17 protein-coding genes and 1 other annotated feature are annotated in these 14,685 nt (G+C 31.7%); of the genes, 13 read left to right on the top strand and 4 right to left on the bottom strand.

Translation table 11 applies throughout. From position 1 onward, the window contains the following. Positions 1-257: 257 nt before the first annotated feature. Together ERL59_RS16050 and ERL59_RS16055 are read right to left on the bottom strand one after the other, a co-directional pair. Positions 258-842 (bottom strand): type II CAAX endopeptidase family protein, encoded by a 585-nt coding sequence (locus ERL59_RS16050; protein WP_160647250.1) that lies wholly within the window; start codon positions 840-842, stop codon positions 258-260. Between the two features lie 34 nt (positions 843-876). Then, complete coding sequence (locus tag ERL59_RS16055) at positions 877-1,197, bottom strand: rhodanese-like domain-containing protein (RefSeq protein ID WP_160647251.1); 321 nt, start codon at positions 1,195-1,197, stop codon at positions 877-879. 230 nt (positions 1,198-1,427) lie between these two features. Beyond that, positions 1,428-1,658, top strand: a binding site (T-box leader). A 140-nt stretch (positions 1,659-1,798) separates the two neighbouring features. Here ERL59_RS16055 and serA point away from each other — a divergent pair. Continuing rightward, positions 1,799-3,385: a phosphoglycerate dehydrogenase gene (gene serA / locus ERL59_RS16060; protein ID WP_160647252.1), complete on the top strand. Its 1,587-nt coding sequence runs from the start codon at positions 1,799-1,801 to the stop codon at positions 3,383-3,385. A gap of 83 nt (positions 3,386-3,468) precedes the next feature. On the opposite strand, the gene ERL59_RS16065 is transcribed toward serA, so the two are convergent. Then, entirely contained in the window at positions 3,469-3,804 is a 336-nt protein-coding gene (locus tag ERL59_RS16065) for a hypothetical protein (RefSeq protein WP_201763591.1), read from the bottom strand. Between the two features lie 209 nt (positions 3,805-4,013). Next, the gene (locus tag ERL59_RS16070; RefSeq protein ID WP_160647253.1) at positions 4,014-4,880 is read right to left on the bottom strand and encodes a polysaccharide deacetylase family protein; all 867 of its coding nucleotides are present in this window, start codon (positions 4,878-4,880) and stop codon (positions 4,014-4,016) included. 175 nt (positions 4,881-5,055) lie between these two features. Between ERL59_RS16070 and ERL59_RS16075 the strand changes: the two genes are divergently transcribed. The 12 genes from ERL59_RS16075 (at position 5,056) to ERL59_RS16125 (ending at position 14,635) form a co-directional block, all read left to right on the top strand. Continuing rightward, positions 5,056-5,376, top strand: coding sequence for a YtxH domain-containing protein (locus ERL59_RS16075; RefSeq protein WP_160647254.1), 321 nt, complete (start codon positions 5,056-5,058; stop codon positions 5,374-5,376). Positions 5,377-5,667: 291 nt separating this feature from the next. Further along, the gene (locus ERL59_RS16080) at positions 5,668-6,264 is read left to right on the top strand and encodes a genetic competence negative regulator (protein WP_160647255.1); all 597 of its coding nucleotides are present in this window, start codon (positions 5,668-5,670) and stop codon (positions 6,262-6,264) included. Positions 6,265-6,409: 145 nt separating this feature from the next. After that, positions 6,410-7,660 (top strand): Glu/Leu/Phe/Val family dehydrogenase, encoded by a 1,251-nt coding sequence (locus ERL59_RS16085; RefSeq protein ID WP_235929924.1) that lies wholly within the window; start codon positions 6,410-6,412, stop codon positions 7,658-7,660. Beyond that, entirely contained in the window at positions 7,660-8,346 is a 687-nt protein-coding gene (prsW, locus tag ERL59_RS16090) for a glutamic-type intramembrane protease PrsW (protein WP_160647256.1), read from the top strand. Before ERL59_RS16085 ends, prsW begins: the two co-directional genes overlap by 1 nt. Before the next feature lie 51 nt (positions 8,347-8,397). Continuing rightward, positions 8,398-8,559, top strand: coding sequence for a hypothetical protein (locus ERL59_RS20815; protein WP_201763592.1), 162 nt, complete (start codon positions 8,398-8,400; stop codon positions 8,557-8,559). Between the two features lie 64 nt (positions 8,560-8,623). Continuing rightward, positions 8,624-9,952: a germination protein YpeB gene (ypeB, locus tag ERL59_RS16095; RefSeq protein WP_160647257.1), complete on the top strand. Its 1,329-nt coding sequence runs from the start codon at positions 8,624-8,626 to the stop codon at positions 9,950-9,952. A 204-nt stretch (positions 9,953-10,156) separates the two neighbouring features. Next, a complete protein-coding gene (locus ERL59_RS16100; protein ID WP_160647258.1) occupies positions 10,157-10,804 on the top strand; it encodes a flagellar brake protein in 648 nt (215 codons plus the stop codon). A gap of 71 nt (positions 10,805-10,875) precedes the next feature. Beyond that, positions 10,876-11,112: a hypothetical protein gene (locus ERL59_RS16105; RefSeq protein ID WP_160647259.1), complete on the top strand. Its 237-nt coding sequence runs from the start codon at positions 10,876-10,878 to the stop codon at positions 11,110-11,112. Between the two features lie 122 nt (positions 11,113-11,234). Further along, on the top strand, positions 11,235-11,951 hold the full coding sequence (gene cmk, locus ERL59_RS16110; RefSeq protein ID WP_201763593.1) for a (d)CMP kinase: 717 nt from the start codon (positions 11,235-11,237) through the stop codon (positions 11,949-11,951). Then, positions 11,932-12,513: a lysophospholipid acyltransferase family protein gene (locus tag ERL59_RS16115; RefSeq protein WP_160647260.1), complete on the top strand. Its 582-nt coding sequence runs from the start codon at positions 11,932-11,934 to the stop codon at positions 12,511-12,513. The genes cmk and ERL59_RS16115 overlap by 20 nt, the downstream gene beginning before the upstream one ends. 180 nt (positions 12,514-12,693) lie before the next feature. Beyond that, positions 12,694-13,914: a 30S ribosomal protein S1 gene (gene rpsA, locus ERL59_RS16120; protein ID WP_160647261.1), complete on the top strand. Its 1,221-nt coding sequence runs from the start codon at positions 12,694-12,696 to the stop codon at positions 13,912-13,914. 118 nt (positions 13,915-14,032) lie between these two features. Next, positions 14,033-14,635 (top strand): YphA family membrane protein, encoded by a 603-nt coding sequence (locus ERL59_RS16125; protein ID WP_456236792.1) that lies wholly within the window; start codon positions 14,033-14,035, stop codon positions 14,633-14,635. Positions 14,636-14,685: the final 50 nt, after the last annotated feature.

A 14,685-nucleotide genomic window follows, 5' to 3' on the forward strand; every position in this document is an offset into this window, starting at 1 on the left:
AAAATGTAGGATCAATAAAATTTAATCGAATTTGTTCTTCAACAATTTGGAGCGATTATGGAATAACATGAGTTGAAAATGATCAAACTTTTTTAAAAAAATCAAATAATTAATCTCAAATCTAGAATCCATTTTGATCAATCTTTTTTTCAAAATGGATTCTTTTGTTTGCTTAGAATAACGGGTTTTCATGAAGTTTGTGATCAAGCTTTATTTTAAAGTTACAGCTGGTGCAGTTTTGTAAAAAAAATTTTAAATCACTTTTTATACTTAATGATTGTACCCATAATAAAGTCAATCAAAAAGTGTGCAATAATTGGTACCCAAAGAGTTTCTGTCTGAATATAAATCCAACCTAATCCGTAACTAATACTAAAAACTAGCCCCGTCATTAACCAATGCTGTAAATATCGAATGTGAATGGCCGCAAATAAAATACTTGTCCAGTAAGGTCCAAGTGCATGTTGGATCGCTCCTCTGAATAAAAGTTCTTCACAAATAGCTACAATCATTGAGATTAAGAATATATGCCATAGAGGGCGATTTTTAAATATCCTTTCATTAATGCCACCGTCATCTGAAACATCGTCAGGAACCCACCTAGATATTAGTAAATCAAAAGCGAGAACTACTAGAGCAAAGCCAGCCCCCCATGTTAATGCTGTAACATAGGACTTAGGAAATTGTAAAACCTCTAGAATACTTCTTTCTTGAAAAAAAATTATAATGAGACCGATAAAAAGTGTAAGTAATTGAGTGAAATATAAATTATATAGCAACATTTTATCACTCATTTTATCTATGTTAACATTTTTAAACTGCAGTTTTATTTTTTTCTTCATTCTGTCCCGCCTTTTAGTATGATGTTAATCATCATTAGTCATATTGAAATCCTTGTAGCATAGAAACAGCAGAAATTCCTCCTTTGACATTTTTAACATGATCAAAACCATTTTGAATCAGGTATTGGCAAACATGTTGGCTTCTAATTCCATGAGCACAAAGGATATACAATGTTTTGTCCTTAGGAAATTCAGATAACTGCTCAGGGATTGTATTCATAGGATAAAGCAAACTATTTTCTAGATGATAATACTCCCATTCAAATTTTTCTCTAACATCAATGATTATACCATCAAGAGTTTTGTTTTTTAAATGCTGATTGAAGTCTTCAGCTGAAATTTCATATGAACTCATAATTATTCACTTCCTTATTATGATTATAACTTTAGATTTGGCTTTAAAATAATTTACATTAGAAGAATAACGAAAATTCAATATTTATTCAATAAAAAAGATTGCATTTATATTAGTAGTTGCTATAAAATAGAAATTAACAATTGGATCTTTAAAAGAAATATGTTATCAATTAATATTTGAATTGACATGCTATTATTCACATGATACATTATGAGTTATTAATATCATTACATGCAATGAAGGAATTAAGCATAGTAAAATCTTCAGAGAGCCGTTGGTTGGTGTAAAGCGGTGATGAAAACTATGTGGAGCACTCCTGAGTTATTATACTGAAACTTTATAAAGTAAGTATAGTCGGCAAAAACGCCGTTATCCATAAGGTCAATGACCATAAAGATTACTTATGTAAATAAGTAATGAAATAGGGTGGTACCACGAAACTAACTCTCGTCCCTATCATACACATCGTATGAGGATTGAAGGGTTTTTTTGTATTTACAATGACTTTAATTCTGTATAACTTTACTGTGTAATTAAATCATGAATTACACGTTAAGGATAAATAAAAAAAGAAATAAACTAAGGAGGAGTACCATACATGTTTAAAGTATTAGTATCAGATCCAATTAGTGATTTAGGAATTCAAAAGCTTTTTGATGCAAATGATGTTAGCGTTGTTAAAGAAACAGGATTAAATGAGGATGAACTTATTAAAATCATATCAGATTTTGATGCACTATTGGTGCGTAGTCAAACTAAGGTTACAAGAAAAATTATGGAAGCTGCTACAAAATTAAAGGTAATTGGTCGAGCAGGAGTTGGTGTAGACAATATTGATTTGGATGCAGCTACACAAAGAGGGATTATCGTAATTAATGCTCCTGATGGTAATACAATATCTACTTGTGAACATACATTTGCTATGATGATGGCCGTAGCTCGAAATATTCCTCAAGGTTACAAAAAAACAATTACAGGGGAATGGGATCGCAAATCTTTTGTAGGTGTTGAGCTTAATAACAAAGTTCTAGGTATTATTGGTATGGGGAGAATTGGAACAGAGGTAGCCGAGAGAGCAAAAGCTTTTAACATGAAGATCATTGGTTTTGATCCATTCCTGACAGAAGAACGTGCTGAGAAACTTGGGATTGAAAAAGGCAGTGTGAATGATATAGCTCAAAAAGCTGACTTTATTACTGTGCATACTCCATTGACGAAAGAAACACGTCATATGATCGCAAAACCACAGTTTGAATTAATGAAAAAAGGAGTTAGAATTATTAATTGTGCACGTGGTGGAATCATAGATGAGTATGCATTGGTTGAGGCAATTGATCAAGGCATTGTTTTTGGTGCAGCGTTTGATGTATTTGAGTCTGAGCCACCTCAAAAGGACCACCCATTTTTAAATCATGATAAGGTTATAGTTACCCCTCATTTAGGAGCTTCTACACAAGAAGCACAAGAGAATGTAGCAATAGATGTTTCTGAAGAAGTACTGAACATCCTTTTAAATAAACCATTTAAAAATGCCGTAAATATGCCTCATGTTCCATCAAGTGTACTAAATAAACTTCAGCCATATTTTGAATTAGGTGAAAAATTAGGTAGTTTCTTAACTCAACTCACTAAAGATTCCATTGAGGAAATTCATATTAATTTCTCAGGTGAATTGGCAGATGTAGATACTGCACCTTTATCACGTATTATTATAAAAGGTGTGTTGGCACATTATCTAGATTCTGAGGTAAATGTAGTAAATTCAATGCATCTTGCAGAGACAAAAGGTGTAAAAATTGTTCGTCAGAGATCTTCAAGCACTAAAGGATTTACTAACCTCATCACATTAACTTTAAAAACAAAAAGTGGAGAGAAAACAATAGCTGGAACATTATTAAATGGATATGGACCTAGGATTGTTCAGATTGACCAATACCCTGTTGATATATCTCCTGAAGGTATTTTCATTTATATTTCTCATCAAGATAAACCTGGTGCAATTGGAAAAATTGGTACTTTATTAGGACAGAATGATGTTAATATTGCAACGATGCAGGTTGGAAGAAAAATAATTGGTGGTGATGCTGTAATGATTCTTACAGTAGATAAACAGCCATCAAAAACGGTGAGAAAATTATTAACAGATACTTCTGAAATTGTTTCAGCAAAAGAAATTATTCTGTAGGTACCTACAATAGTGAGTTGAAGTGGATATAAAACAAAAAAGCTCTATTCTTTAAGGAATATGAGCTTTTTTATTTGAAGTGATTATTGCATATTGTTTTGTTGATTTTGATTAGTTTGTTGGGCTTGTTGCATATTGTTTTGTTGAGCTTGATTGGTTTGTTGAGCTTGTTGAACTTGCTGTTGAGCTTGTTGTAACTGCTGTTGAGCTTGTTGAATTTGTTGTTGCTGTTGAGCGTTGGCAGCTGCATTTTGCTGAGCTTGTTGTAACTGTTGTTGTGCTTGTTGAACTTGTTGCTGCGCTTGTTGAATTTGTTGAGGTGTTGCATTCATTTGAGATGCTTGTTGTGCAGCCTGTTGAGCTTGCATAGCAGCTTGTTGAGCTTGCTGTGCAGCTTGTTGTTGGTTTTGTTGTGCCATAATGTATAGTATCCTCCATATGTGTTATATTTATGAACTAACTTGAGTCCATCAAATATTAAATTTAGCCAAATTAAACTAAATTATTCATAATGTTTCACGATTAACAATATTTTTATGATAAAATTTACATATATTGATAAATATCCACATAAAAGGAAAGTGTAAAGGTCAACAAAACGGTTATTATGTTGTCATCTTAAGTCATTTTATTCAGGTATATAATTTATATCAATTGCTCTTGGATCAACAAATCCATACCCTTCTGCTTCAATTTTAGTTAATAATTCATCCAGAGCTTCTACTGTCCATGGTAATTCATGCATAAGAATATTGCTGCCTGCTCTTAATTGCTCCATCACTCTTTGAATGACTCCCTCAGGATATTGATACTTTTTAACCCAATCTTCTGAACCATTGGACCAAGTCATGTATAACATACCTTCTTCTTTCACTTTTGTGGTTAAATGAATATTGCCAGCACCTTGGCCATGTGGAGGACGGAAAAATAAAGGTCTTTCTCCTGTCAATTCTTCAACAATGTTTTGAACATCACCTACCTGTTGATTTATAGTCTCACTAGTCTCATTTTTTAAACTAATATGATCCCAAGAATGATTGCCAATGATTTGACCTCTTTTATGTATTAGCTGCAATAATTCTGGATTTTGCTCTATTCTGAATCCATTTACAAAAAAAATAGCTTTAGCTTCGTGTTTATCCAAAATGTCTAACATCTTAGTTAACATTTCTTCTTCTTTTGGACCATCATCAAAAGTTAACAGTACAACATTTTTATTAATATCTTCATTTTTAGGTTTAATGTCATAAATACCGTTCATATAGTAATCTAATTCAATTGGTGGTTCACTAACCGGTTCAATCTCTTCATTGATTTCATTTACTTTTTCTGTTTCCGTTTCACCAGTTTCATTTAAATTTTCATTACCTTTATCTTCAATCTGAATAGGATTTGTGGGAGGGGATTCATTTGAATTTTCACTTGGATTTTGTCCACATGCTGTTAAAGTTAAACTTAGTGAGATGAGAGAGATAAGAGCAAATTTTAATTTCATTTTTTTTGTATCCTCCTGTAGTTTTATTTCATTTTATCTGTATTTTACCATGTGAATTATAAAATGTAATTGTTTTTTTCCCATCCATAAATTACTTTTAATTTTCTGAATGTTTATGCTATAAAATGAAAAAAATAAATTTGAAAAGAAAGTAATGAAAAGGAGGTTGATGGAGTTGAGAGGGTTTTTAATGGGTGGACTTTTCGGAGCTGCATTAGCACTATACTTAAATAAAAGCAACAATAGAGAAATGTTAATGGCAAACATGGATAAAATGGCTAATTCTTTGGGTGATATGTTTGATACAGCTACAGAGAAAATGAAGGAAGTAACTTTTAATCAAATGACTAAAAACATGGAAGGAAAGAAAGATAAAAACTTTCAAGATTTTGACAATGGGATAGAACAAATACAGGATATAATCAATGAAGATCCAAAAGTAAAAGCAGAATCAGACAAAATTTTAAAAGAAAATGAAAATTCAATAACACAGTAAAGTATTTCTCTTTCTATTTTCATAGGAAAAAGAACGATTAGTTTTTAAATCATATAAAAAATCATTTTCATTTCGTAAATTTGAAAATGATTTTTTTTTGTTTTTTAGGTCATTTATATTAGTGCAATAAATTGGTTTTAATGTTAACATAAGTAGTAAGATTATGATAAAAAAAATTGTAATTTGGTCAAGCTTAATTTCACGATTATGTGTGTTCTAACATATTTTATAACATAATACATTCATCTTAAAATATGTTGAATTAACTTTAATAGAAGGGAGCTCCTAATCATGAAGATGGAACGTTTAAGTACAGACAAAATTCGTATATTTTTAACTTTTGAAGACTTAACTGAACGTGGTATTCAAAAAGAAGATATGTGGAAGGAGATCCCAAAAGTCCGCGAGCTTTTTAATGATATGATGGAGCAAGCCTATTCAGAATTGGGATTCGAAGCATCTGGTCCATTGGCCGTGGAAGTAATTACTCACCCTGCTCAAGGAATGGTAGTCATAGTTACTAAAGGTAATTTAGATGAAGGTGATTTTCCTGAGTATGATGAAGAAGAGTTATTATATGAAATGGAAGTTACTTTGGAAGAATCTCACTTGATCTCGTATACATTTCAAGACTTTGAACATGTTATCACTGTATCTAAATTATTAAAGAAGTATTTATCCGAAGAGGAAGGTATGTTATATTCTTATGAAGATCAATGGATTTTACAAATAGATTCTGAAAAGTTTGATGACAACTTGTTTCACACACTTATCGCTTTATTATCAGAGTATGGTGAGACCACCTCACTTACCCAGTCTATTTTAGAAGAATATGGTAAAGTTATCATATCCGAAAATGCAATAAAAGTTATAAATGAGCACTTTTAAAATGACCTCTATAACATATGATTGAGAGCATCTACAAAACTATTTTGGTTTTTGTGTGATGCTTTTTCATGGATTATATTTTTTCTCTTTTCTAAATTGGCTAGGAGCCGGATCAATACAAAACCAGTAAAAGAAGGTGGATTGTTTGAATCTCAAAGAAACAGATAACATACTTTACTCTACACAAACAGTCATTAAAGAAGCATTGACAAATTTAGGTTTTGGGGAAGATATGTTTAATTTATTAAAGGAACCTCTAAGGCTATTTAAAGTACGAATCCCAGTAATGATGGATGATGGTAAAGTACATGTGTTTACTGGTTTTAGAGCGCAGCATAATGATGCTGTTGGTCCTACAAAAGGTGGAGTTAGGTTTCATCCAGATGTAACTGAAGATGAAGTAAAAGCACTGTCCATATGGATGACATTGAAGTGTGGTATAACAGACATTCCATACGGGGGAGGAAAAGGTGGAATTATTTGCGATCCTCGAAAAATGTCATTTAAAGAACTGGAAAGATTAAGCAGAGGTTATGTACGTGCGATTAGTCAGGTAGTTGGTCCTTCAAAAGATATCCCTGCCCCTGATGTGATGACAAATTCACAAATCATGGCATGGATGCTGGATGAATATAGTCGAATAAGAGAATTTGATTCACCTGGATTCATTACAGGCAAACCTCTTGTGTTAGGAGGCTCTCATGGTCGTGAGACCGCTACAGCAAAAGGTGTATCCATTATGATTCAAGAAGCTTTGAAGAAAAAAAATATAGCAATTCATGATGCGAAAGTTATTATTCAAGGTTTTGGAAATGCAGGGAGTTATCTTGCCAAGTTTATGCATCAAATTGGAGCTAAGGTGGTAGGAATATCAGATGTCCTTGGAGGTTTATATGATCCAAATGGACTAGATATTGATTTTCTAATTGATAGAAGAGATTCATTTGGTACAGTAACAAACTTATTTAAAAAAACGATTTCTAATCAAGAGTTACTTGAAATGGATTGTGACATCCTTGTACCAGCCGCAATAGAAAATCAAATAACAGTCCATAATGCAGAAAAAATAAAAGCAAGTATTTTGGTAGAAGCTGCAAATGGACCTACTACACTAGAAGCAACTCAAATATTGACGGATAGAGGAGTTCTGCTAATTCCAGATGTTCTGGCAAGTGCAGGGGGGGTAATTGTATCTTATTTTGAATGGGTACAAAATAACCAAGGTTATTATTGGAGTGAAAAAGAAGTTCATGAGAAATTAGAGGATATTATGGTAAGAGCTTTAGACAAAATATATCAGACACATTCATCAAGAGGTGTTAATATGCGTTTAGCTGCTTATATGATGGGAGTTCGTAAGGTGGCAGAAGCCGTTAAATACAGAGGCTGGATTTAATGCAAATTCTAACTATACTATGTATTGCAATAGCACCAAGTTTAGCTCTGCTGACTTATTTCTATTTAAAGGAGAGTCACTCTTCAGAACCAATAAGTATGGTAATGAAATTATTTTTATTTGGTGTATTACTCGTATTTCCGACAATGGTTATTCAGCGTGGTTTAGTTTTAGGCTTAGGAGAAAATGATTTTTTATTTTCATTTGTAATTTCAGGTGGAATTGAAGAATTTTTAAAACTGTTTATTTTATATTATACAATTTACAATCATCACATTTTTGATTCCCCTTATGATGGGATAGTTTATGGGGTGTCTATCTCATTAGGGTTTGCAACTCTGGAAAATATCATTTATGCATTTTCTTATTCATCTTCATTTTTTACACTGTTGTTAAGAGGGTTGCTCCCAATTTCAGGACATGCAATATTTGGTGTAATGATGGGTTTCTATATAAGTAAAGCCAAGTTTCTTTCACAAAAGAGATATTTAATTTTAGCGTTGGCTCTTCCAATCACTTGGCATGGACTATTTGATTATATTATGCTTGTATTTCAAACCAATTGGATTTTGATTTTAGTTTTATTTATGGCTTTGTTATGGATTAAAGGGTTAAGAAAAGTGAAGCAGGCGAATCATTATTCAGCAGGGTTTAATGTTTCTAATGATAAAAAGTTTGAAGTATAACTAATTTGGTAATGATAAAGCGTATCATCATTTGCAGGAGGATTTTCATCTATGCCAAACTACAGAGTGAAAGTTACAATCCGATGTCAATCTTGCGGTGAAAAATATATTCTCAAAGGTAGAAGAGAAAAGGGAAGAGTGGATACAGGTTTTAAAAAATGTTTATGTAATAATGATTCTAATTTTGAAGTTCAATATGAAAATGAATTATAGTGTATAAAGCCTCTTTCATTAACAGAAACTATGTAACAAATTGTTAATGAAAGGGGCATTTTTGATGTATAGGCGATTAAGCGCAGTTGCGTTTCCTATCCTTATCATTGCTTTAGTAGGTACTTCTTTTTGGGGGTATCAAGAACATCAGGAAAAAAACTCAATATTAATAAAAACAGAAAATCAATATCAACGAGCTTTTCATAATTTATCATTTGAATTAGATCAACTGCATAACGAATTAGGGAATACATTGGCTGTGAATTCATCATCTCGTAATTTCCATAGAAGATGTTTGGTAAATGTGTGGAGAATTACGAGTGAAGCTCAAAGTGATATTAATCAATTACCACTTACATTATTGCCATTTGATAAAACAGAGGAGTTATTGGCTAGTTTGGCTAGTTTCTCATATTCAGCAGCAATAAGAGATTTATCTGATAAACCATTGTCAGAAAAAGAAATGGAGAACTTGAAATCATTATACGAGCGAACAGGTGAAATATCTAATGAACTAAGGTCTATCCAGTCTAACGTATTGAGTAATAATCTTCGTTGGATGGACGTAGAGGTGGCTATAGCTTCTGAAAAGGAGCCGTTAGATAATGGTATAATAGATGGATTTAAAACTGTTGATAAAAAAGTTACTGAATATTCTGAAATTGATTGGGGACCTTCTAACACTCAAATGTTTCATAATAGAGACTATAATCAATTAAGTGGAAATATTATCTCTTCTGAAGAGGCTAAAGAGATTGCTGGAAAAATATTGAATGTGAAAGAAACAGAGCAAATGAAGGTGAAAGAAAATGGAAAAGGGACTGAATATCACACTTACAATATTCAGATTAACAATTCTGATAATAAATCCAATATAGAGATGGATGTATCAGCCAAAGGTGGGCATGTAGTATGGTTTATGAACACTCGTCCTGTAAATGGGAACAAACTTAATGTTAACCAAGCAAAGGAAAAAGCGATAAAAGCTCTTGATCAGATGGATTTTAGAGGAATGAATGCAGTGAGCTTTGATCAATATGAAAATGTTGTAAGTTTCGCATTTGTAACAAAAATCGATGATGTTATTATATACCCTCAAAAAATATCGGTCAAAGTAGCGCTAGATAACGGAGAAGTAGTTGGAATTCAAACTACAGATTATATTTTTGCAAATCAACAACCTAAAATAGAAACACCTAAGCTAACAATTGAAGAAGCTAAGAAAACATTAAATCCAAACTTTAAGGTAGAAAGTACAGATAAAGCCTTAATCCTAAATGACATGAATGAAGAAACTTTATGTTACGAATTTCTAGGAGAGATTAACAGTCAGCTTTATAGAATATATATCAATGCAAGTACAGGAATGGAAGAAAAAATCGAACAAGTTTAACACACCCCAAAAAGTGAAGAAATGAGTTTGTAGCAAAATCCGAATATTTTTCGGGAATATATAATTAAAAATAGTCCCACTAAATCCGGTATTGAAATCATTGATTTTCGACCGAATTTAGATGGGATTTTATTTTTTTCTACAAAATCTGAGTTCTTTTGATATAATTTGATATATCCATTGAGTTTTTTTGAGGTGAGATACTTGAAATTAAAAATTGGCCAAATCCTTTTTTTAGAAATTGAGCCTATTACTGAAAAGGATAAAAAGGATGTATCTTTTTATAAAACTAGAATTTCTGATATTGAGAATAATTATATTTCTATAGAAACGCCAACAAATGAAGATGGGGAATATAAATACTTATATGATGGAGATGAAATTTTTGTACGTTTCAGTTCGGAGGATAATATAAAATATGCTTTCTCGTCTTTTGTTATCGGTACAAAAAAAGAAATAATTGAGCAATTTTTAATAAAAAAACCTTCTTCACAAGAAATTATACATATTGATGATCGGAATTATTTACGAGTTCCAGCACAGTTGGAAATTGCAGTGAAACTTTTTAGTCAAGTGCGTTTTTTAGCTAAAACAATTGACATCAGTGGGGGTGGACTAGCATTTATTTGTGAAGAAGATATTAATATTCAAGATTCGATTAGCTGTTGGTTGTTAATTAAACATAAAAATGAATTACAACACATCCCTTTTGAAGGTAAGATTATAAGGACGAAGAAAATAGATACTGAGAAGACAAAAGTTATGGTTTATTACCGTAATATTGATGAAGAGGATCGGAGAGCGATTATTCGTTATTGTTTTGATCGTCAATTTGAACTACGAAAAAAATAAATTGATTATAAATGAATGAAGAATTTTTTTTGAGGTAAAATATGGTTACCAATATACAATAGGTGAGAATCATGTCAACTCAAAAAAAACATCCAAAATTTGAAGATCTCTTTATTGTTTTTTCTAATATAATTGAAAATTTCTTATTAAAAATATTTTTGTTTTTATTTATTATTCTTATTATCTTGCAGTTTTTATCCCAATTTGATTTTGTTCGTTCTAATTTAATTAAGGTTGAAAAACTAGAAGGTGTTCCCTATCAAATTAACGATTGGTATCAAAATGAAAACGACAAAAATAGTAATTGATTTTTGCAAAAATCTTAATTCTGTGTTACAATCTTCATCATAGCAGGCATTGCCTGCTTTTTTGCTGAAATTAGAAGGGGTTTATTTACATAATTATTGTAGACATAAAGGAGGTGACTCCATTGATCCAGCAACGTCATAAAATTAATGTTGCTATTGATGGTCCTGCCGGGGCTGGGAAAAGTACTATTGCACGTTTAGTGTCAAAAGAATTAGGATATGTTTATATTGATACAGGTGCAATGTATAGAGCTGTAACCTTAAAGGCGATGGAAAAGCAAATTCCTCCAAATGATGAACTGAAGATCGTTGAATTAACAAAACAGTTGGATATTGAATTGATTGCAACAGAAAGTGGCCAAAAGGTGATTGTAAATGGAATTGATTTAACTGAATCAATTCGCTCAAATGAAATAAATAAACAAGTATCCAAATTCGCTGGGATTAGCAAGCTAAGAGAAATACTTGTGGAAAAGCAACAACAACTGGCTTCATCAAAGGGAGTGGTTATGGACGGGAGAGATATAGCTACTCATGTGCTTCCAAATGCTGAAGTGAAAATCTTTTTAACAGCAAGTGTTGAGGAAAGGGCATCAAGGAGATATAAAGAAATGCTTGAGAAAACTCCTGAGTTAACAATAACTTTGGAACAGTTGAAAAACGATATTTCTTTACGAGATCAGATGGATTTAGAAAGAACAGCTTCACCATTAAAAATGGCTGAGGATGCCATAAAAGTCGATAGTACAAACATGACCATTGTAGAGGTTGTGCAAACCATTAAAGAATTATGCATTAAAAAAATGGGTGGGGATAATCATGTTATACAAAACGGTTAGAATGATATTGAGGTTTTTGTATGTTCTAATATATCGATTAAAAGTAGTAGGTAAATCTAATATCCCTGAACACGGAGGTGTCATGCTCTGTTCCAATCATGTAAACTTATTAGACCCTACCATTGTAGGAATTCCTCTAGATAGGCAAGTACACTTTATGGCAAAAGAAGAGCTGTTTAAAATTCCTGTGTTAGGAAAATTAATTGTTAAATTAGGGGCTTTTCCAGTAAAACGAGGCGGGGTAAGTAAAGAATCAATAAGAAACACTATAAAAATTTTAAATGAAGGAAAAGTTTTTGGCATTTTTCCTGAGGGGACTAGAAGAAAATCATTAGGGGTAGGGAAAAAGGGAGCAGCGAGTTTTGCACTTCGTTCTGATGCAACAGTTGTACCAGTTGCAATAATTGGAAATTATACTCCTTTTCGAAAAATGAAAGTTATTTACGGAAAGCCTGTTGATTTAAGCGAATTCAAGGAAGATTCATCAGGTGATCGCTTAGAGAAAGCCACTGATAAAATTATGTCCAATATTGATAAATTATTAAAAAGTAATTCAAGTTAAATAAAACTATTTAATTTTTTTGAATAAATGTAAAGTTGAATATGGAACAATATCTACAAATGATTTATATTTATGTAGAGTTAATGATTTGAATCTGTATTATACAGATATTATTTAATAAAATATACAGTGAAGGATCTGATTTTAAAATAATCAGATAAGCACTAGGAGGTTATTATAATGACAGAAGAAACAAAGGTTGTTCAAGAGCAAGAAGCTGCAGAAACAGTAACAAAAGAGGAAATGTCGGATGTAAACGTCATTCAACAAGGAGATATTGTTAAAGGGAAAGTAGTTAAGGTTGAAGATAATCAAGTCATAATTGATATTGGTTATAAATATGATGGTATTGTTCCTGTTCGTGAACTATCTTCCGTTCATTTAGAAAATGCAGCTGAGGCTGCAGAAGTAGATCAAGAAATTGAATGTAAGGTTATAAGTATAAATGATGATAAAGAAAAATTAATTTTGTCTAAAAAAGCAATTGCTAGCGAGAAGGCATGGGGTGAACTTCAATCTTTATTTGAAAGCCAACAGGTTTTTGACGCTAATGTGGCAGATGTTGTAAAGGGTGGATTAGTTGTTGATTTAGGTGTTAGAGCTTTTGTACCAGCATCTATGGTAGAAAGACATTTTGTAGAGGATTTTTCAGACTACAAAGGGCGTACTTTAAGAGTTAAGGTAAAGGAATTAGATCAAGAAAATAATAAAGTCATTTTATCTCAACGTGACGTTTTAGATGAAGAGTTTGAAGCTAAGAAAAAAGAAATACTTTCTCAATTAGAAGTTGGTCAAGAAATTGAAGGTACAGTTCAACGTCTTACCCCATTTGGAGCATTCATTGATCTTGGAGGTGTAGATGGTTTAGTACACATTTCAGAATTATCATGGTCACATGTTGAGCAACCATCTGATGTTGTAAATGAAGGGGATAAAGTAAATGTAAAGGTTCTGAAAATTGATGCTGAAAAAGAAAAAATTAGCTTAAGCTTAAAGGCAGTTCAACCTGGTCCTTGGGAAAGTGTTGAAGAGAAATTTAACGTTGGAGATGTGGTTAAAGGTGAAGTAAAACGTATTGCTCAGTTTGGAGCTTTTGTAGAGATTTTACCAAGTGTAGAAGGGTTGGTTCATATCTCACAAATCTCTCATAAACATATTGGAACTCCTCATGAAGTTCTTAAAGAAGGTCAAGAGGTTGAAGTGAAAATTTTAGAAATTAATGCAAAAGAAAAAAGAATTTCTTTAAGTATTAAGGAAACAATCGAAGCACCTGAAGAAACAGATAAACCAGATAAAAGCAACAAAAAAGAAGAAAAGAACTTTGGAGAGTATGTGGATAATAAAGGATTGAATTTAACTTTAGGTGAACGTTTTGGAGATAAGTTAAGTAAATTGAAATAATCTTAAATTTCATTCTTATATCAATCGGCGGTCTCAGAGCGAGTTCGCCGATTTTTTCCTTTCATTGAGTAAAAAACAACATTTTTTCAAAATATAAGAGTAGAAAGTGGTGAAAAATATGAACCCTGGATACTTATCATTTTTGCTCTTATGTATAACATGTATTTTGTTGTTTTTTGGTTGGAAGAATCAAATTATACAAGAGGTTTCAAGAAGAACAATATTATTGTTTTTAATGTTGTGGACGTTTTTTTTATTTATAAATATACCATTTGCTGGAGGTTATATTGTAAACTTAAGTTATTTATTCATGGTTATAACCTCAGTATATGTTACATATAGATTTCAAATAGTTACTTTGAATTTCTTTTTGTATTTCATATTTATTAGCACTTTATATGTATTGTTTCAAATGCTGTATTTTATAGACCCAATGTTTATTATTTATCATCCAAAAGTGGATATTGCTGTAGTACTAGCTTTGTTAAGTGCCAGTCTAATTAAAAATTCTTTGGAACAATTTGCAGCAATAACACTTGGAATGATCTTTGGAGATATTATTTTGTCTCTTTTTATATTTCATAAGTCTCCTTTACAATTAGGAACATTTGAATTGTATGATATGTGGTTATTAACTTTTATCACTTGCAGAGTGATCTCTGAAGTGGTTAATAGAGGGTATCAAGGATTAAAGCAATATTTTGTGAAAATCAAAAATTAAGTACTAATGCACCTTAGATATTCTATGGTCTTTAAAAATTAAATTTGATA

This window comes from Chengkuizengella marina (assembly GCF_009910845.1).
GTDB lineage: Bacteria > Bacillota > Bacilli > Paenibacillales > KCTC-33759 > Chengkuizengella > Chengkuizengella marina.

Coding starts and splice junctions, on each gene's coding strand:
- ERL59_RS16050 (WP_160647250.1), bottom strand. CDS start 842: ATGAAGAAAAAAATAAAACTGCAGTTTAAAAATGTTAACATAGATAAA.
- ERL59_RS16055 (WP_160647251.1), bottom strand. CDS start 1,197: ATGAGTTCATATGAAATTTCAGCTGAAGACTTCAATCAGCATTTAAAA.
- serA (WP_160647252.1), top strand. CDS start 1,799: ATGTTTAAAGTATTAGTATCAGATCCAATTAGTGATTTAGGAATTCAA.
- ERL59_RS16065 (WP_201763591.1), bottom strand. CDS start 3,804: ATGGCACAACAAAACCAACAACAAGCTGCACAGCAAGCTCAACAAGCT.
- ERL59_RS16070 (WP_160647253.1), bottom strand. CDS start 4,880: ATGAAATTAAAATTTGCTCTTATCTCTCTCATCTCACTAAGTTTAACT.
- ERL59_RS16080 (WP_160647255.1), top strand. CDS start 5,668: ATGAAGATGGAACGTTTAAGTACAGACAAAATTCGTATATTTTTAACT.
- prsW (WP_160647256.1), top strand. CDS start 7,660: ATGCAAATTCTAACTATACTATGTATTGCAATAGCACCAAGTTTAGCT.
- ERL59_RS20815 (WP_201763592.1), top strand. CDS start 8,398: ATGCCAAACTACAGAGTGAAAGTTACAATCCGATGTCAATCTTGCGGT.
- ypeB (WP_160647257.1), top strand. CDS start 8,624: ATGTATAGGCGATTAAGCGCAGTTGCGTTTCCTATCCTTATCATTGCT.
- ERL59_RS16105 (WP_160647259.1), top strand. CDS start 10,876: ATGTCAACTCAAAAAAAACATCCAAAATTTGAAGATCTCTTTATTGTT.
- ERL59_RS16115 (WP_160647260.1), top strand. CDS start 11,932: ATGTTATACAAAACGGTTAGAATGATATTGAGGTTTTTGTATGTTCTA.
- rpsA (WP_160647261.1), top strand. CDS start 12,694: ATGACAGAAGAAACAAAGGTTGTTCAAGAGCAAGAAGCTGCAGAAACA.
- ERL59_RS16125 (WP_456236792.1), top strand. CDS start 14,033: ATGAACCCTGGATACTTATCATTTTTGCTCTTATGTATAACATGTATT.